We start from the raw sequence: 17410 nt of genomic DNA, 5'->3' as shown, positions 1-17410 counted from the left end.
ACCGCGAAAACTACCCGTTAAACCCCTGATGGAATCCGACGAGTTTCTCCCGAGAGAAGTGCTCGACGGCGTATTTGATTCCCTCTTTTCCGACACCGGAGTCTTTGAATCCACCGTACGGCATATGATCGGTGCGGAAGCCACTGACAGTGTTGATGTTGACGCCGCCCGCATCGATCTCGTCAGCCGCTCGCTTGGCCCGGTCGATGTCCTGGGTGAAGAGGCCGGCTTCGAGTCCGTAATTCGTATTGTTGGCCTCCTCGATAGCGGCATCGAAGTCCTCGACGACGACGACGGGGACGAGCGGACCGAACGTCTCCTCCTTTACCGCGGGCATATCGGGAGTCACGTCTGAGAGCACAGTGGGTTCGAAGGTCCGCGGGCCAAGGTCGCCGCCGTAGTTCCCGCCGCACTCGACGGTCGCACCGGCCTCGACGCTCTCTTCGAACAGGTCGACGAGATTCTCGAACTGTTCGTCGTCGACCATCGATGCAACATCGGTTCCAGGCTCGAGAGGGTCGCCGACCGAGAGTGCCTCTGCCGCTTCGACGATGGCCTCGATGGCCTCTGCTTCGATCTCCTCGGGGACGATGACGCGCTCGACGCTGTTGCAGACCTGGCCGGCGTTCGAGCACGCCCCACCGACGACTTGCGCGGCCGCCGCTTCGATGTCCGTATCGCTCCAGATGATCGTGGGATCGTTGCCGCCGAGTTCCAGCGTCACTTCCTTCATTCCGCTGTTGTTCGCGAGGTACTTTCCGACCGGTGTCGAGCCGGTGAACGAGATGGCTTCGATCGCCTCGTGGTCGAGGATCACGTCACCGATGGTTGAACCCGACCCGGTTACGATGTTGAACAGTCCATCGGGGACCGTCGCGTCGATGGCGTCGGCGGCGTCGTCGAGGCACTCGAACAGTGCGATGGCGGACAACGGCGTGTTCGTCGCGGGTTTCCCGACGACGCTGTTGCCGGCCGCGAGTGCGGGGCCGATCTTGTGTACCATCAGGTTCAGCGGGAAATTGAACGGCGTGATGGCTGCGACGACGCCCATCGGTTCACGCTGCGTGAAACAATGATCCCGTGCGAAGCCTTTCTGGGCGTCCATCGGGACGAACTCACCGAAGAGACGCTTGGCCTGCTCGGCCGAGAGATCGAGCGTCTGGACGGCGCGGTCGACCTCACCACGGGCCTCCGTCAGCGGTTTCCCTTGCTCGCTGGTGAGGATGTGAGCGATTTCGTCGGCGCGCTCTTCGACGAGTCTGGCTGTTTCAGAGAGCAACTCGTATCGTTGGTACGCAGAGAGGTCTGCGGCGTGGAAGGCCTCCGCTGCTGCATCGATCGCTTCGACGACTGTCTCCTCGCTCGCCATCGGAACTGACCCGACGAGTTGGCCGTCGTATGGGTGTATGACGTCGGTTCGCTCCTGAGCACCGATCCAGTTGCCGCCGACGAGCATCTGTCTATCCAGACTTGTATCTACTTGCTGGCTCATATCGGATTCGTTGCAGATTAGAATTATAAGTGTTACGCAGGCTTCGGAGGCAACTCCGCGATGGCGGCACTACAGTAGCATTTGCAAGCCTTCACTCATCGGACCGTACGCTGTCGTGCGATCGGATGGGCGATAAGTTGCAAATGCTACTATAGCAAGCGTTCTGGGTGCCGTCGTTCGGATTCTCGCAACCAGCCGGTTGTACGCGTTCTTCTCGGTCAGTCTTGGAGACATAGCGCTGCTCGCGTTGCGAAGACGACCGAATGACCCCGGTGAAAAATATGAACTAATCCATCGAAGTCGGTACGGCTGTGTGTGACCTCATCCCAAGTTATAACTGAGTGGTGCTCGGTACGGTAATTATGAATCTTGCAGGAACAGTGGTTCCTATGGCGACGCCTACCCGCCGGTCACGGCGGGCGGTCGACGATACAGCCCTCAGGAAGTTTACCCGGGGCCTCGTGGAGGCGGGCGTGCACGGGCTCTTCCCGGGAAGTTCGATCGGTGAGTTTCCGAGTCTGACGGCGGCGCAGAACCGACAAGTCATCGAGACGGTAGCCGAAGTGGCCGACGGAAGAACGAACGTTCTCGCCGGCTGTTGTGACACGAGTGTGGGTGCGGTACTCGACAAAATCTCGTCTGCAGAGGACGCGGGTGCGGATGCCGCAGTCGTGGTCTCACCGTACTATCTGACGACGACCCAACCCGGCCTCGAACGGTTTTTCACGACGATCGCCGATCAGTCCGCACTTCCGCTGCTCCTGTATAACATTCCGCCGCTGACAGGCAACGAGATCGGAATCGATCTGGTAGGAGATCTCGCCGAACACGACAATATCGTCGGTCTCAAGGACACGTCTGGTGACCTGAACTACCACTACCGCGCCGTCAGCGAAACGCCGGAGGACTTCCTCGTGTTCCAGGGAGCGACCCAGTTGGCGACGGCTTCCTTGGGCGTCGGAACGGACGGCCTCATCGCCGGTCCGGCGAACGTCTTTCCGCGAGTGATGACTGATCTCTACGAGGCCTACGACCGCGGTGATCTCGTGGAAGCCCAACGACTGATGCAGACCGTGGTCACACCGTTCGTGGGGGCTACGAGCGATGTCCCCACAGCAGCGGCGTTGAAGTACCTCGTGAAACTCGACGGACTCGACATCGGCTCGCCGCTGCCGCCGCTTCCCCAACTCACTGACGAGGAGCAGACGGCGCTGACGGCGGCATATCGGCGGATTACGGACCAGTTCGATAAACAGACGCTATAGGCTGCGGCTCTCTTTTCTTCGCACTCGTACGAACCGCTACGGCGATGGCCCCTCAGCTAGACGCCGAGCCGAGCGGCGGCTGTGGTAGTGTTTGCAGCTGGTTGCGCACCAGACCATATGCTGTCGGGAAACCGGGCACGTGAAGAACTGCAAATGCTACTATCGGAGCGCCAGTATCGACAAAAATCCGGATACAGATGGCTCGGGACTCGTCGTGGTGGCTGGAATGCGTCGCAGTCAGGCGTTGTTGACTTCGCTGTCGATTTCTTCTTGAGCGTCGTTGAGTGCTTCTTCGGGCGTCTTCTCTTGGACGAGAGCGGCATTGCAGTTGGTGTAGACGATCTCCGAGAACGTCGAATACTGTGGCGTCGCCGGTCGAGCGCTGGTCTGATCGACGATCTTGGCGAACGTCTCCAGTTGGGAGGCCTGCTCGTAGTACTCGTCAGAGTACAGTTCCTGGCGGACGGGGAGACGGCTGTGTTCCAGCGCCATTTTCTCTTGGGCTTCCATCGACGACATATAGCTCGCGAACCGCTGTGCGGCCTCTTTGTTCTCCGAGTTGGCGTTGATGAACAGATTCCACCCGCCGAGACAGGAGTTCTTCGCGTCAGGGTTGCCCTCGGCTTTGGGCATCGGTGCGACGTCGAACTTCCCTTTGACAGGTGACCCGTCCTCGTTCATCAGTGCAACCGCGTAAGGCCAGTTACGCATAAAGATGGTATTGCCCTGTTGGAACGTCTGGCGGTTCTGGTCCGTCGAGGACGCCGGAATAGACTCGGGGGTGACGCCGTATTCGTGGATGAGATCGACGGCGTGCGCGAGGGCATCGATACCCTCCTGGGAGTTGACCACGAGGTTCCCGTCCTGACGGAGTTCACCGCCCATCCCCCAGAACCAGTTGAGCCACATAATCGTCAGTCCCTCGTTGGAACCGCCTTGCCAGATGTAGCCATTGAGGTCTTTATCGGACTGGTCCATAATGTCCTGCGCCATATTGACCAGTTCCATATACGTCGTGGGCGGACTGTCGTAGCCGTGCTCCTCGAGGAGGTCCGTCCGGTAGTACAGCGCGTTCGCGTCCGTGTGGATCGGCATTCCGTACATCGTCCCGTCGACGGTCACCGAGTCAATCGGCGTCTGGAGCATATTCTCGGTGTGACCTTCGGGATCGCTGACTTCGGCTGCCCAGCCGTTCTGGGCGAACTCCGCGGGCCAGATGACGTCCATATTGCCGACGTCGAACGACGACGAACCGGAGACGAACTGATTGACGTAGTACTCACGCGTCGAGGACGCGTCAGACGGCGTCTGCTGAGACTCGACGGTGATGCCCGAGGCCTGCTCTTCGAACATCGGAACGAGGCTCTGGGCGTCGTTGCTGAAGTAGCCGGGGTAGACGTAGGTCATCTCCAGTGACTCGCCACTCTCGGTACTCCCGCCGCTCTCGGTACTTCCATCGGTTTGGTCGGTCGCATCCGAGTCGGTGTTGCTGTCAGTGCCGTCGCCACCAGAGTCGCTGGTACCGCTACAGCCAGCAAGCAGCGCGATGCTGCCACCAGCCATCGTCTTGAGAACCGTTCGCCTACGCTGGTTCGTGACCTTCCGTGTCATACACCCAACGATTGGGACATCCCCTATTAATAATTATTGTTATATAGTAGAGGTGTTGTGGGAGTAGGGAGAGTTACTCGTCGACTACGAGTTCCCGTACTTCAGTCCAGAGTTACTCGTCGACTACGAGTTCCCGTACTTCAGTCCAGAGTTCCTCGTCGACTTCGATCGCCGTCGCCGAGCGGTCGCGCTCGACGGAGCGTTGGCCGGGCAGTCGGATCTCGTCTACGTGAGCGGCTGGCTCTCTCTCAGTCAGATCTGCTAGGAAGTCGCTTGCCCGCTCACTGAAATCCGACGCGCCCATCGCGTCGGGATCGATCGCGAGGAACAGATCGCCCTTCGTACAGGGATCTGTCGTGTGATACGTTCCCGTGACGTCGGAGCCCATCGCCGCACCGACGAGCCCACCGGCCAAGACCTCGACGGCGATGGCTAGTCCCGAACCCTTCGCGCCCCCGAACGGGAGGATGGTTCCTTCGAGAGCTGCGGTGGGATCGGTGGTCGGCTGGCCGTCGGCGTCGAGAGCGACTCCGCTGGGAAGTTCCTCGCTAGTCTCTTTCTTGTGGAGGACGGTGCCGCGAGCGATCGCCGACGTCGACATATCCAGATTGAAGACCGGCTCCGTTGGGAGGCCGATAGCGATGGGGTTGGTTCCTAATACGGGCTCTGAACCGCCGTGTGGCGGCATCGCCGGTTCCGTGTTCGTGATCGCGATGCCGACGTATCCCTCTCGCTGGAGCTGATCGGTGTAATACCCGAGCATCCCCAGGTGGTTCGAGTCGTGGACGCCGACGACGCCAACCCCGAACTCGTCGGCACGGTCCATCGCTTCGGCAGCCGCTGCGCTTGCGACGACGGGGCCGGGTCGGGACCCACCACTGATCGTAGCTGCGCCGCCCGTCTCGGAGACGACGTCGATCGAGCCCGTCGGGTCGACGTTCCCCGACTCGATGCCTCGAACGAACCGCGGGAGCCGTAACAGCCCATGAGAGTGCTTTCCACGTGCATCGGCACTCACGAGGACTTCGGCCGTCTGCGCTGCGTCCGCGTCAGTGATTCCGTGCGCGCGGAAGGCGTCGGCGGCAACCGCGACCGCGCGTTGCCTGTCGACCTCCATTATGTGGAGGGGCCGATCCGGTGAATGGCGAACTGGCTTTCGCCCATCGCCTCGCTCATCGTCAGTTTCCCGTTGACGACGTCTTCGATTTCGTCCCAGAGTTGGTCGCTGGCCCAGTCGAAGCTCTGGTCGCCGACGAGCGCCTCACTGACGTCGACGTCGGTTTGCTCGGGAACGCGCTCGGCGCTCCCGGGGTTTCCGGTGATCTTGATCGTCGGCATAATCGCGTTCGAGAGCGTGTGGCCCTGCCCGGTCGAGATCACCATAAAGTGCGCGCCGCCCGCGCCGATACCCGTAACCGACTCGGCACCGTGCCCCGGCGTGTCCATAATGTACATCCCGGAGTCGTCGGGGATCTGCGCACCGTAGTCCACGATGTCCTGGATGGGCCCGTCACCGGACTTCACGAGTGCACCGAGGGACTTCTCCTCGATCGTGGTCAGGCCGCCGTCCATATTGTCCGGCGTCGGCTGGGCGCCTCGGACGTCGTAGCCGGTCGCCTGCAGGCGCTGGTCCCAGTTCTCGACGCGATCGAGGATCTCCTGTTTGACTTCGTCGTTGACCGCACGCTCGGCGAGCTCGTGCTCGCCGCCGAAGAACTCGGGCGTTTCGGCGAAGCACGCCCGCCCGTCGTGATCGTCGATGAGTCGCCACGCAGCCCGTGCTGTCGCTTTGTGCTGACAGAGGCCACTCGTCGTGTCCGACGTCGCGCAGTTGATCCCGAACGTCAGATTCGACATATCGGCGGGCACGCGACGCTGGTCGCTGGCTTCCTGCACCATCTCACGAGCGGAGTTCACCGTCCGCTGGAGGGCGTTCATCACGCCTTTCTCGCCGTGGATGTTGACGGAATCGCTCGGACGGCCGGTTTCGGCGACGTCAGAAGCGAGTTCGTCGCCGTCGACGATCTCGCCGGCGTGGGCGACGACGACTGTCCCGTAGACGTTCGGATGGGTGCCGTATCCGAGCAGCGTCCGATAGGTCTGGAAGACGTCGGGCTTGGTCTGACAGCGGCCAAGCGGATGGGTTATCGGAACCGTGTTCTCGACGATCTCCGCTGCGCGCTTGACCGTGTCGTTGGCGTAGGGTGCCGTCGAGATGATCGCAACGTGATTTCGAATGCCGACGCTCCCGTCGTCTCGTTCGTAACCGAGGAATTCACTCATTTCAATCACTCACTCACTGCTGCAGTTTGTTCACCGTCCGCGAGGTCGCCGCGACCGTAGTTGCTCTCGACGTTGTGGACGTGGACCCACGTTCCTGCGGGGATGTCCTCCGTCGCGTTGCCGATACTCTTGCCGTACTTCGTGATCGTCTCGCCATCGGCGATGTCCTCGATGGCGATTTTGTGCCCGAACACAACGTCTTCGGACACCTCGACGGTGCGCTCCTCGTCGCCGACGGCGACCGCGACCGTCTCACCGGCTTCGAGTTCACGGAGGGCCGTCGCGACGTTGTCGTCAGGTTCGACTACCTCTAGGTATCTGTCTGCCATGCGTTTCGGTCAACGGATGTCACAGTTTATAATGTTTTCTCCTAGTCAAACGCCGTTCGGGGATCGAAAACTCATACTGTCGGACATCAGTCCGTGAAGCAGTGCGGTACCCTGTGGGCCAAGAATATTCACATCGTTCTGTCCGACAGTATCACTGCCAGAGCTCCCCCACAGTCAACGTGATCGACTGAGTGGAGACTCGTCTGACGGAGGCGACGGAGATTCGTCGGTGCAGGTGTCCCTGTAGTTTTATAGTGAAAGACTCTCGTTAGAGCATACGAATGGCAGATACAGTTGAAAGCTCGTCCGGCGCTACTTACGGAGAGAGCCCGGAACGGCAAAACAGACTGCAGCGGTATCGTGACCTCAGGTTCTCCGAAGAGGAACTGGCAGTGATCCTGCTGACGCCAGTGGTCTCTTTTCTGCTCGCGGTGTCGTTTTACCCGATTTTCGATACCGTGGTAGGGAGCCTGCATACGGGATACGTACTGGAAATCAATCCGCAGGAGTTCGTCGGTCTCGAGAATTACCGTGACCTGTACGGCAGCGGTCCGCTGCTGGATCAGTTCCTCAACGGGGACGGCTTCTGGAACGCGCTCCGGGTGTCACTCATCTACACGTTCGTCAGCGTCCCCATCGAACTGGTGCTCGGGTTGGGGCTCGCACTCTTGCTCAACCGCGAGTTCAAGGGCAAATACTTCGCACAGGCGGCGATCCTGTTTCCGTGGGCGATTCCGACCGTGATCAACGCACGCATCTGGGCGTGGATGTTCAACGGGCAGTACGGCGTCATCAACGACCTGCTGATTCGTGTCGGGATCCTTCAGCAGCCGTTCCCCTTCCTGGCGAAGCCGGACACCGCGCTGTATGCGATGCTCTTTATCACGATCTGGAAGACGAGTTCGTTCATGGCGCTGATCTTACTCGCCGGCCTCCAGTCGATCCCGGACCACCTCTACGAGGCCGCACGGATGGACGGCGCTTCCCGGATCCGGCAGTTTTGGGACATCACGCTGCCGCTCCTGAAGCCGACGCTACTCGTGGCGCTCATCTTCCGGACGCTGCCGGCGTTCCAGGCGTTCGGTCTGCCCTTCGGACTGACCGGCGGCGGGCCGGCCTCAGCGACGACCACGCTCGTGCTGTTCGACCACCAGTTGACGTTCAACCGACTCAACTTCGGCGAGGGCGCGGCGACGGCGACCATCATCACTCTCATCGCCCTCGCGATCGCGATGGTGTACGTCGGGACTCTCTACGAACCGGAGGTGCGCTGAGATGAGCTACGACTCGAACACCCTCGAAGTCGAACGGTTCCAGTGGGTCGGTAAGAAGGTCGGCTTCTACGGGAGTATCTTCATCATTGCTCTCGTCTCTGTGTTCCCCATCCTCTGGATGTTTATTACGTCACTCAAACAACCGGGGAACGTCGTCACCTTCCCCGTCGAGTACATTCCGCGGAATCCGACGCTCGCGAATTACCGCGCGGCCATCGAGGGCGCACCGTTCTTCCGGTACCTCCTCAACAGTGCGATCGTCGCGACCGGCACCGCCGTCTTGGACGTGTTGCTCGGCTCGCTCGCCGGATACGCGCTTTCGCGGCTCCGCTTCCGGTTCAAGCTTCCCGTTCTCTTGCTCATCCTCGGGACGGCGATGCTCCCCTTCATCGCGCGACTGATTCCGCTGTTCAGCCTTGCGCGCTCGTGGGGGCTGCTCAACAACTATCTCGGTCTCATCATTCCCTACGCCGCATTCCAGTTGCCCTTCGCCGTCTGGATCTTCCAGGCGTACTTCAAGGAGTTGCCTGACTCGCTCGAAGAAGCCGGGCTGATGGACGGTCTGTCACGGATCGGCGTGCTGTTCCGAATCATCCTGCCGGTGTCTGCGCCGGCGATGGCGACCGCGGCGATTATCGTGTTCATCTACGCGTGGAACGAGTTCCTCTTCGCGCTGACGTTTATGACGGAGGATTCGATGCGGACGATCACCGTGGGGATCGCGCTCTATCAAGGTGAGTTCCAGTACCCCTGGGGTACGATCTCGGCGGCCGTGTTTATGTCCGTGATACCGCTCATCCTGTTTATGCTGTTCTTCCAGCGGAAGGTCGTGGAAGGGCTTACGGCGACAGGAAAAGCCTGAATCGGTCAGGCGCTGCGTTTTTTCGACATTCTGAGTCGCGTACTCTGTGTCAGAGCGTCGCGATCGGGAGGCAGGAGAGACGGACCGACAAAGAGCGCCGACGTCGAAGAGAGAGACAGACGAGCTAGTCGTTGACGACGTTCTCAGGCTCGCCGCCCTCCAAGACGGTCCGAACGATGTCGGTGACTGTGTGGCGACGCTGCTCGTTGGCTTCCTCGCTGTACCACGCGACGTGGGGCGTCGTAATCACGTCGGGATGATCGCGGAGCGAGTGGTCCGGTGTGGGTGGTTCCTCGGGGAACACATCGAGTCCGGCACCGGCGATTTCGTCGTCATACAGCGCGTCGAGGAGGGCATCGTCGTCTACGATCGGCCCCCGGGCGACGTTGACGAAGTACGCCGAATCGGCCATCTGGGCGAAGGCGTCGGCGTCGAAGAGACCTCGTGTCTCAGGCGTCAACGGAGAGTGGACGGTGACGAAATCCGACTGTGCTAGCACTTCCTCAAACGCTAGCAGACTCGCGGGATCGTCTGCGACGTCGTCCTCGGTGAGGAACGGGTCGCTAGCGACGACATCGGCACCCAGTGCGGCCGCGCGCTCGCCGACGGCGCGGCCGATTGCCCCATAGCCGACGACGCCGACGGTCTGCGTCGAGAACCGGTGGATCGGAACCGCGGCGTCGCGGTCCCAGCCCCCGACCGCAACATTGGCGTCGTAGTTTGTGAGTCCCCGCGAGAGGGCGAGGAACATCGAAAGCGCGTGCATCGAGACTTCCTCCAGACAGTAGTCCGGGACGTTCGTGACGGGGATGTCACGCTCGGCGGCGGCCTCGGTGTCGATGTTATCGACGCCGATCCCGTAGCGCGAGATGACCTGGCAGCTATCGAGCGCATCGATCGCGGCCGCATCGAGGTCGTAGCGGAGGTTGATCACGGCGTCCGCCTCAGCGAGCGTCGCGTGTGCGTTTGCGGCTTCCTTGCCGACTCCATCGGTCAATTCGACCACCTCGGCGATGTCCGACAACCCGTCCCGCTCGATCGAGAGATCCGCGAAATCGTGATCCGTAACGACGACAGTGTACTTCGACATCAGTGGACTCAGACGATGAGATCGTAGCCGTCGACGAGATACTGCTCACAGAGGTCGCGGTTCAACTCGACACCGAGGCCGGGACCCTCGGGCACGTCAATGTAGCCGTCTTCGAGGATCGGGCCAGAGCCCTCGACTCGCGTGCACATCTCGTTCCACCACGGAACGTCGCGGGAGTGCCACTCCATACACAGGAAGTTGGGGATCGCCGCCGAGACGTGCGCGCCGGCGATCGTCCCGAGCGGGCTCGAGATGTTGTGTGAGGCGATCGGAATGCCGTACAGGTCACACACCGTCGCGATGTCGACGTACTCGCCGAGGCCACCGCACTTGTTCACGTCGGGGGCTGCGATGTCCATCATCCCTTCGCGCGCAGCATCGTTGAACTGGCTGGTCGTGACGAGATTCTCGCCGGTCAAAACCGGCGTGTTGAGCGCCTGAGTGACGCGCTTTTGAGATTCGGTCTTCTCCGGTGGGACAGGGTCTTCGATCCACGCGAGATCGAACCGTTCCAGTTTCTTCCCCAGTCGAATGGCCGTCTCAGTGGTGAAGTTCCAATGGAGGTCCATTCCGAGGTCGACGTCGTAGCCGGTCTCGTCGCGGACAGCCTCGACGAGGCTGACCTTGTGTTCGAGCGCCGCGTTGTCCATCCGTCGGTTGGCTTCGTCGTATTCGGCGTGCGTCGGGACGTCCAAGTCGAACTTCAGCGCCTCGAACCCCTCGTCGACGACCTCCCGGGCCGCGCGGGCGTACGATTCCGGCGTGTAGACGTCGGTCGGATCGTGTTCGCTCGCTTCGCCGAGGGACTCGCCGCCGTGCGTATCGCAGTAGATCTTGATCTCGTCGCGGTACTTCCCGCCCAGCAGTTCGTACACCGGGACGTCGAACAGTTTTCCCTTGATGTCGTAACAGGCCGTCTCGATCGCAGTGAAGGCGGCTTGTCCGATGCGGCCAGTGCCTGTGTACCGCTGTTCGAGGAGTTCGCGAATCCGGTCGGTGTCGAGCGGGTTCTCCCCTTCCAGGTCGACCTCCATCCGCCCGGCCATATCGAGTGCGGCCTCCGCGCGGAACGTCTCCCCGAGCCCGTAGACGTCGGCGTCGGTCTCGACCTTGACGATGCCCCACGTGAAGTTGCCCGCGATGGCCATTGTCTCGATCGCTGTAATCTCGATGTCGCGTTCGGGCGGTCGGTGCGTCTCCTCCATCCCCATATCTCGCCAGGGTACACCGCCACCCTGAGGAATGCGGTAGTCCGGTTGGTCGTCTTGCGTCATCGCCTTGGCAATCGTGGATTGCCCGATTAAAGATTGTGGTGAACTACGGGAAGGCAACACTGGCGTCAGCGAGTGGCGACCGACGGCGCAACACAGTCGTCTCACCAGTCACTTCGATCGACTCGCGTGTTCGCAGATCTGTGACAGATCGCCCGACAGCGAGTTCGACGCGCCCCGGTTCGAGAACGAACCGTCCGTCAGCGTCGTGTGCGCCGAGCGTCGCAGCCGACAGCTCGAAGGAGACGGTCGCACGTTCGTCTGCGTCGAGGTCGACACGAGCGAATCCGACCAGCTCACGAGTCGGCCGAACGGTGTGTCCGCCTCGATGGCGTGCGTACAGTTGTACCACCTCCGTCCCCTTCCGGTCGGCGATGTTCTGCACGCCGACCGACGCGGTGATCGGAGATTCGGGTGCCAGCGCGGACGTGGAAACGGTGAGTGATTCGTACTCGAAGTCGGCGTAGCTCTGGCCGTGTCCGAACGGGAACAGCGGACCGCCGGGCGTGAAGACGTACTCGCCACGAGAGACGGAATCCTGTCGATACTCGACCGGAAGTTGCCCGACAGTGCGAGGCACAGACACCGGGAGTCGGCCACCGGGATCTGTCCCGAGGATCACGTCAGCGATGGCGGCGCCTCCCTCCTGACCCGGAAGCCACGCGGCGATCGTCGCTGCCGCGCGGTCGACCACTTCGGGGACGGCCAGTGGCCGGCCGCTGACGAGGACAGCGACGACGGGTGTTCCCGTCGCTGCCACCCGGCGCACTAACTCCGTCTGCCGGCCGGGGAGACCGAGTTCGGCGCGGTCCAGCGCTTCGCCCGCCGTCCCAGGCGAGTCGCGTTCGACGTCGATGCCAGACTGCCCACCGATACAGGCGACGACGACGTCTGCTTCGCGAGCCACTGTGACGGCCGCGTCGATGTCGTCCTCGGCGGTCGCTCGGACCCCACAACCCGGAGCGTATTTGACGGCCGCGACGCGGTCCCGCAGTGCCGCGCGTGGCGTCACGATGTCGACGCCTCCGTCGGCGTTCTCCGCGCCAGCGTACGAATAATTCCCCAAGAGGTTCCGCGGGGCGTCCGCGTTCGGCCCGACGAGTGCTACAGTTGCATCGGCCGACACCGGGAGCGTGCCGTCGTTATCGAGGAGGACCTGCGAGCGTCTGGCGGCACGCCGAGTCAGTCGTCGGACCGCGTCTGTCTCGAACGCATCAGTGGCACTCGCGGGCTCCGGCGAGTCGTCGGTGAACAGTCCGGCTTCGACTTTCTGCCGGAGATGCCGCCGAAGCGCTCTGTCGACGAGCGATTCGTCGACGTCGCCGTCTCGAACGGCAGCGACGAGTCGGTCGCCGAAGCACTCCGTCTCGGGGAGTTCGACGTCGACGCCCGCCGTCAAGGCGCGGACGCCAGCCTCCCGTCGAGTCGAAGCGACTTCGTAGTCGTCGGCGAGCATCTCGATTCCCCGACCGTCAGAGACGACAGTACCTCGGAACCCCCACTGCTCGCGCACCAGATCGGTGAGCAACCGCTCGTTAGCGTGACACGGGACGCCGTCGACGGTGTTGTACGCGGCCATTACGGACGCCGCCCCGGCGTCGATGCCCGCACGAAACGGGACGAGGTCTGCATCGCGCATCTCGTTGAGCGACGCGGTCGGTCGAGCGCGGTTCCGCCCGCCCGCGGGTCGGCCGTGACCGACGAAGTGCTTGAGCGTCGCATCGACGTTCGCGTCTGCCAGACCGTCGACCACGTGCTGGGTCATCGTGGCCGCCAGAGCGGGGTCTTCCCCGAACGTCTCCTCGATTCGACCCCAGCGCGGCTCGACGCCCAAGTCCGCCACCGGCGAGAGCGTGAGTTGACACCCGACGGCCCGCAGTTGGTCACCGACGGCCGACGCGACCTCGCGTGCGAGCGTGGGGTCCCAACTGCTCGCGATGCCGATCGCCTGCGGAACCGTCGCACCCTTGCGGCCGGCGTACCCGCAGAGACTCTCTTCGCGCACGAACGCGGGAATACCGTGTGGCGTCTCAGTGCGCAGGAACGATTGGAGGTCCGCGATGGCGGCGGCGAGTGCACGCGGTGGGAGTCCGCTCTCGCGACCGATTCGAGTGACTCGGCCGACACCGTGAGGAATCACCTCGCGTGCCAGCGCTGGGGAGAATGCACTATCCTCCAGCAGCGATCCGATCCGAACGGTCCCGAGCTGTGCGACTTTCGATTCCAGCGCCATCTCGCCGACGAGCGTGTCGAGATCAGGTGGAGCAGTCATCGATGAATATCCAACCGTTCGCCCGGAGACGGCAAAAACCCCCACTCCGGACGGGGTAGTTTTAATAACCAGAGAGACCCCCTCCAGGGTAGGATGACAAGCGAGCGCATTACCGTCGACTCGGTGGCGGCGTACACCGTCGGCGACCAAACCGTCCGTTTCGACTGTGAGATAGCAGCCCCCGAAACCGTCACGCAGCGGACTGTCCCGGTTGAATTGACGATCTACGGCCCGCGAACCTTCCGATTCGAGTTGCAGGCGAACCCGGAGGTCGCGACCGACAGCGACTACCCGCGGCTGAACTCCGATGCGCTCTCGGAGTCGCCCGACTTCGAGGTGACCGAGGTCGAGGAGACGCTCACGATCGACACGGGAGCACTGCGAATCGCGGTCGGACTCGATACGTGGTCGTTCGTCGTCTCGGACGCGGACACCGACGAGACCGTCTTCGAGGAACAACGGTTCGACCCGGACGTGTTTGGGCGGCAACGCGTCGATCCCCTCGGGTTCACCCAAGAGGAGATCAACCACAACCCACGAAAGGTGACGCAGACGGGTACTGCGTTCCGCCTCTCGCCGGACGAGAAAATCTACGGTGCGGGCGAGCAGTTCGTCGAGTTCGACCGGCGCGGGCGCGAACTGGATCTGTGGCACGAGGAACCGCTCGGAACCGAAACCGAGCGGGCGTACAAGAATATCCCGTTTCACCTCTCGACAAACGGATACGGGCTCTTGGTCGATACCACGGCGCGCGTCCACTACGACTTCGGCAAAACCTCTGTGGCGTCGGGAACGATGTCGGTTTCCGACGACGAATTCGCGTTCGTGTTCTTCTATGGGCCGGAGTTCCGCGACATCATCCAGCGATACACCGCCGTCACGGGACGGCCCGCCCGCCCGCCGAAGTGGTCTTTTGGCACCTGGATGTCACGGCTAGGGTATGAGTCTCGGGAGGAGCTCGAATCCGTCGCCGAGCGACTGCGTGCGGAGTCGATCCCCAGCGACGTCCTCCACTTAGATCCCTTCTGGATGCGTGAGAACAAGTCGACGGACCTCGAGTGGGACACCGACCAGTTCCCCGAGCCCGAAGAGATGATCTCGCAACTCCGCGAGAGCGACTTTCGCCTCTCGCTGTGGGAGCATCCGCACGTACCTGTCGGGACCGACGCATTCGAGGCGGGCGCCCAGGAAGGGTACTTCGTCACCGACGGCTCCGGGAAACCCTACGTGATGGACCACACGTGTCAGGGCGACTACCGCGGGGCGCTGGTGGACTTCACAGATCCCGAGGCAGTGGAGTGGTGGAAAGACAAACACCGGCGGCTGCTGGAACAAGGCGTGTCCGTGTTCAAGACCGACTACGGCGAGTACGTGCCCGAGGACGCCGTCTTCGAGAACGGAAAGACCGGGACGACGATGCACAACCTATACCCGTACCTCTACAACGAGGCCGTATACGAGGTCGTCGGCGAGGTCAACGGGCCTGAGGAAGCCCTCGTCTGGGGTCGTTCCGCCTGGACCGGAAGTCAAGCGTTCCCGATGCACTGGGGTGGCGATCCGCAGACGAGTTGGAACGGGATGGGTGCCGCCCTCCGTGGCGGGCTCTCGGCGTCGCTCTCGGGAATCGCATTTTGGAGCCACGACATCGGCGGCTTCCGCGGAACGCCGAGTACGGCAGTCTACACTCGCTGGGCGCAGTTCGGGTTGCTCTCCTCGAACGCCCGCTGCCACGGAACGACCCCACGGGAGCCGTGGGAGTTCGGCGACGAGGCCCTCGACATCTTCAGAGAGTACGCGGAACTGCGCTACCGGCTGATTCCCTACCTCTATACGTACGCCGAGATCGCCGCACGAACCGGTTTGCCCGTCGTTCGACCCATCGTGTTGGAATACCAGGACGATCCGGCTGTCCACCGAATGGACACACAGTATCTGCTCGGCGAGGACATACTCGTGGCACCAGTCTTCACGAACGCCGGCACTCGCTCGGTGTACCTACCGGACGGAGAGTGGCGCGAGTACCGGAGCGGAGAGCGCTACGCCGGCGAACGAACCGTCGAGATCGACGTCGCACTCGACGAGATGCCGATCTTCGTGCGTGCCGGCAGCGTCGTGCCGCAGCGTGAACCCACGCAGTCTATCCAGCCGGGGACGCCTGCGGCGCTCGAACTGGAGGCGACGCTCGCGGAGGCGAAAGCGAGCGGGCGGTTCTACGACGTCGACGCCGACGAGCTACTGGAGATCACAGTCGAGGAAGCGGCGGGAATGCTGTCGGTCGACACCGGCGGAGTCACCGCAGCCCGGACGACGATCACGGTGCAGGATGCCGATCCAGACGAGGTCGTTGTCGACGGTTCTCAGCACACTGCAGTCGGTTCAGAGCCAGAGCCGGGCGAGTGGACGGGTGACGGGACGCGGCTCACGATCGTCGTGTGAGGCCGCCGCTGAGGGGTGAATTTATTAGGGGAGGTCCTAAATTGTGCCACAACGAACCACGGTGACACAATGGGACGCTTACAACTCAACGAACTGACGAAGGTCTTCGAATCGGGCGGTAACGAGATCGTCGCTGTCAACGATCTCGACCTCGATATCCAAGACGGCGAGTTCCTCGTACTGGTCGGTCCATCCGGCTGTGGAAAGTCGACGACGTTGCGCTGTATCGCCGGCCTCGAACAGACGACCTCCGGCCAGATACTACTCGAGGATCGCGACATCACCCACCGCAAGCCCAAAGAGCGGGATATGGCGATGGTGTTCCAGAACTACGCACTCTACCCGCATATGTCCGTGCGAAAGAACATCGGCTACGGGCTGAAGATTACGACTGATCTATCGAAAGGCGAAATCAACGAGCGTGTCGAAGAGACCGCGGAACTGCTCGAAATTGGTGAGCTGTTGGAGAAAGAACCCGGAGACCTCTCCGGCGGTCAGCAGCAGCGAGTCGCGCTCGGCCGCGCGATCATCCGGGAGCCGGAAGTGTTCCTGATGGACGAGCCGCTCTCGAACCTTGACGCGAAGCTTCGGACGACGATGCGCACCGAGATCCAGCAACTCCAACAGGATATGGGGATCACGACGATCTACGTCACCCACGACCAGACCGAGGCGATGACGATGGGCGACCGCATCGCCATCCTTGACGGCGGCGAGCTTCAGCAGATCGGCGAGCCACTGGAGTGCTACCACCGCCCGAAGAACCGGTTCGTCGCTGGCTTCATCGGGTCGCCGTCGATGAACTTCCTCTCGGTCAAACACGACGGTGAGACGCTCGAACACGACGAGTTCAGCTACCAGATCTCAGCGACGACGTCAGACGAACTGGAAACCGCCAGTCAAGACCTCACGCTCGGAATTCGTCCCGAACACATCCAGATCGCCGATGCCGACGCGGAGAACGCCATTCAGACGACAATCGAGGTCGTCGAGCCGATGGGGGAGGTCACCTACGCCTACTTCGAGATTAGCGACCAGACGTACACGGCCAGCATCGACGGCGAGATAAGAATCTCCTCAGGCGAGGACGTGCACGTCGTCTTCCCCGAGGAGAAGATTCACATCTTCGACGGCCGGACCGGAGCCGCCGTCAAGAACAGCGAACTCGACGAAAAAGCAGACACGATTACGGCCTGAGCGTCCGTTTGTCACCGCTGGACCAGCC

The 17410-nt window shown here is 62.1% G+C and carries 13 protein-coding genes; 5 read left to right on the top strand and 8 right to left on the bottom strand.

Annotated elements, in window-relative coordinates; all coding sequences use genetic code 11:
- Positions 1-10 precede the first annotated feature (10 nt).
- Entirely contained in the window at positions 11-1492 is a 1482-nt protein-coding gene (locus NO347_RS09755) for an aldehyde dehydrogenase family protein (RefSeq protein ID WP_256289415.1), read from the bottom strand.
- A 362-nt stretch (positions 1493-1854) separates the two neighbouring features.
- Between NO347_RS09755 and NO347_RS09750 the strand changes: the two genes are divergently transcribed.
- Positions 1855-2757 carry a dihydrodipicolinate synthase family protein gene (locus NO347_RS09750; RefSeq protein ID WP_256289414.1) on the top strand — a complete coding sequence of 301 codons (903 nt, stop codon included), beginning with the start codon at positions 1855-1857 and terminating at the stop codon, positions 2755-2757.
- Positions 2758-2994: 237 nt separating this feature from the next.
- Here the strand turns inward: NO347_RS09750 and NO347_RS09745 are convergent, their stop codons facing one another.
- The 4 genes from NO347_RS09745 to NO347_RS09730 form a co-directional block, all read right to left on the bottom strand.
- The gene (locus NO347_RS09745) at positions 2995-4368 is read right to left on the bottom strand and encodes an ABC transporter substrate-binding protein (protein ID WP_256289413.1); all 1374 of its coding nucleotides are present in this window, start codon (positions 4366-4368) and stop codon (positions 2995-2997) included.
- A 112-nt stretch (positions 4369-4480) separates the two neighbouring features.
- Positions 4481-5485 carry an Ldh family oxidoreductase gene (locus NO347_RS09740; RefSeq protein WP_256289412.1) on the bottom strand — a complete coding sequence of 335 codons (1005 nt, stop codon included), beginning with the start codon at positions 5483-5485 and terminating at the stop codon, positions 4481-4483.
- Positions 5485-6651 (bottom strand): UxaA family hydrolase, encoded by a 1167-nt coding sequence (locus NO347_RS09735; RefSeq protein WP_256289411.1) that lies wholly within the window; start codon positions 6649-6651, stop codon positions 5485-5487. The genes NO347_RS09740 and NO347_RS09735 overlap by 1 nt, the downstream gene beginning before the upstream one ends.
- A 5-nt stretch (positions 6652-6656) precedes the next feature.
- Positions 6657-6980 (bottom strand): UxaA family hydrolase, encoded by a 324-nt coding sequence (locus tag NO347_RS09730; RefSeq protein ID WP_121570703.1) that lies wholly within the window; start codon positions 6978-6980, stop codon positions 6657-6659.
- Between the two features lie 281 nt (positions 6981-7261).
- On the opposite strand from NO347_RS09730, the gene NO347_RS09725 reads away from it, so the two are divergent.
- Together NO347_RS09725 and NO347_RS09720 are read left to right on the top strand one after the other, a co-directional pair.
- A complete protein-coding gene (locus tag NO347_RS09725) occupies positions 7262-8254 on the top strand; it encodes a carbohydrate ABC transporter permease (RefSeq protein ID WP_256289410.1) in 993 nt (330 codons plus the stop codon).
- Position 8255: 1 nt separating this feature from the next.
- Entirely contained in the window at positions 8256-9116 is an 861-nt protein-coding gene (locus tag NO347_RS09720; RefSeq protein ID WP_256289409.1) for a carbohydrate ABC transporter permease, read from the top strand.
- 124 nt (positions 9117-9240) lie between these two features.
- Here the strand turns inward: NO347_RS09720 and NO347_RS09715 are convergent, their stop codons facing one another.
- Genes NO347_RS09715 through NO347_RS09705 form a run of 3 tightly spaced genes read right to left on the bottom strand, consistent with a single transcriptional unit; the run spans position 9241 to position 13749 of the window.
- Positions 9241-10206, bottom strand: a complete 966-nt coding sequence (locus tag NO347_RS09715) for a C-terminal binding protein (protein WP_256289408.1) — start codon at positions 10204-10206, stop codon at positions 9241-9243.
- Between the two features lie 8 nt (positions 10207-10214).
- On the bottom strand, positions 10215-11480 hold the full coding sequence (locus tag NO347_RS09710; RefSeq protein WP_256289407.1) for a mandelate racemase/muconate lactonizing enzyme family protein: 1266 nt from the start codon (positions 11478-11480) through the stop codon (positions 10215-10217).
- A 43-nt stretch (positions 11481-11523) separates the two neighbouring features.
- Complete coding sequence (locus tag NO347_RS09705) at positions 11524-13749, bottom strand: glycoside hydrolase family 3 N-terminal domain-containing protein (RefSeq protein WP_256289406.1); 2226 nt, start codon at positions 13747-13749, stop codon at positions 11524-11526.
- A gap of 93 nt (positions 13750-13842) precedes the next feature.
- On the opposite strand from NO347_RS09705, the gene NO347_RS09700 reads away from it, so the two are divergent.
- Positions 13843-16185 carry a TIM-barrel domain-containing protein gene (locus NO347_RS09700; protein WP_256289405.1) on the top strand — a complete coding sequence of 781 codons (2343 nt, stop codon included), beginning with the start codon at positions 13843-13845 and terminating at the stop codon, positions 16183-16185.
- Between the two features lie 69 nt (positions 16186-16254).
- Positions 16255-17382, top strand: a complete 1128-nt coding sequence (locus NO347_RS09695) for an ABC transporter ATP-binding protein (RefSeq protein WP_256289404.1) — start codon at positions 16255-16257, stop codon at positions 17380-17382.
- Positions 17383-17410 lie beyond the last annotated feature (28 nt).

The organism is Halobellus inordinatus (assembly GCF_024464655.1).
In the GTDB taxonomy this organism is placed as follows: domain Archaea; phylum Halobacteriota; class Halobacteria; order Halobacteriales; family Haloferacaceae; genus Haloquadratum; species Haloquadratum inordinatus.
The sequence above is the reverse complement of the archived record's forward strand: the minus strand, read 5'-3'. Positions and strand labels throughout refer to the sequence as shown.

What these genes read in the sequence shown, in the direction of transcription:
- NO347_RS09695 (WP_256289404.1), top strand. Translation starts at nt 16,255, where the DNA reads ATGGGACGCTTACAACTCAACGAACTGACGAAGGTCTTCGAATCGGGC.
- NO347_RS09740 (WP_256289412.1), bottom strand. Translation starts at nt 5,485, where the DNA reads ATGGAGGTCGACAGGCAACGCGCGGTCGCGGTTGCCGCCGACGCCTTC.
- NO347_RS09725 (WP_256289410.1), top strand. Translation starts at nt 7,262, where the DNA reads ATGGCAGATACAGTTGAAAGCTCGTCCGGCGCTACTTACGGAGAGAGC.
- NO347_RS09705 (WP_256289406.1), bottom strand. Translation starts at nt 13,749, where the DNA reads ATGACTGCTCCACCTGATCTCGACACGCTCGTCGGCGAGATGGCGCTG.
- NO347_RS09720 (WP_256289409.1), top strand. Translation starts at nt 8,256, where the DNA reads ATGAGCTACGACTCGAACACCCTCGAAGTCGAACGGTTCCAGTGGGTC.
- NO347_RS09735 (WP_256289411.1), bottom strand. Translation starts at nt 6,651, where the DNA reads ATGAGTGAATTCCTCGGTTACGAACGAGACGACGGGAGCGTCGGCATT.
- NO347_RS09730 (WP_121570703.1), bottom strand. Translation starts at nt 6,980, where the DNA reads ATGGCAGACAGATACCTAGAGGTAGTCGAACCTGACGACAACGTCGCG.
- NO347_RS09715 (WP_256289408.1), bottom strand. Translation starts at nt 10,206, where the DNA reads ATGTCGAAGTACACTGTCGTCGTTACGGATCACGATTTCGCGGATCTC.
- NO347_RS09710 (WP_256289407.1), bottom strand. Translation starts at nt 11,480, where the DNA reads ATGACGCAAGACGACCAACCGGACTACCGCATTCCTCAGGGTGGCGGT.
- NO347_RS09750 (WP_256289414.1), top strand. Translation starts at nt 1,855, where the DNA reads ATGAATCTTGCAGGAACAGTGGTTCCTATGGCGACGCCTACCCGCCGG.
- NO347_RS09700 (WP_256289405.1), top strand. Translation starts at nt 13,843, where the DNA reads ATGACAAGCGAGCGCATTACCGTCGACTCGGTGGCGGCGTACACCGTC.
- NO347_RS09745 (WP_256289413.1), bottom strand. Translation starts at nt 4,368, where the DNA reads ATGACACGGAAGGTCACGAACCAGCGTAGGCGAACGGTTCTCAAGACG.
- NO347_RS09755 (WP_256289415.1), bottom strand. Translation starts at nt 1,492, where the DNA reads ATGAGCCAGCAAGTAGATACAAGTCTGGATAGACAGATGCTCGTCGGC.